The sequence below is a fragment of the Brevibacillus sp. SIMBA_040 genome (assembly GCF_046535075.1).
Classification (GTDB): Bacteria; Bacillota; Bacilli; order Brevibacillales; family Brevibacillaceae; genus Brevibacillus.
This window is the reverse complement of sequence record NZ_JAWRXI010000466.1, coordinates 1-227: the sequence shown is the minus strand read 5'-3', so window position 1 is coordinate 227 and position 227 is coordinate 1. Positions and strand designations below refer to the sequence as shown.

Here is a 227-nt window from a genome sequence, read left to right as displayed (position 1 = left end):
GGTGGAGCTGAACGGGATCGAACCGATGACCTCCTGCTTGCAAGGCAGGCGCTCTCCCAACTGAGCTACAGCCCCATTATAACCCGAAAAGGGATTATAAGACGAGAGTGATGTACCCTCAAAACCGGAAAGAATGCAATCTGTGTAATGCTCCATAGAAAGGAGGTGATCCATCCGCACCTTCCGGTACGGATACCTTGTTACGACTTCACCCCAGTCATCTACCC

1 tRNA gene and 1 rRNA gene are annotated in these 227 nt (G+C 51.5%); both read right to left on the bottom strand.

Features of this window, described 5'->3' with window-relative positions:
* Window positions 1–2: 2 nt before the first annotated feature.
* Window positions 3–75: transfer RNA gene (locus SB752_RS33470), tRNA-Ala, on the bottom strand.
* Window positions 76–158: 83 nt separating this feature from the next.
* Window positions 159–227, bottom strand: a 16S ribosomal RNA gene (locus SB752_RS33465); the annotation flags it as partial.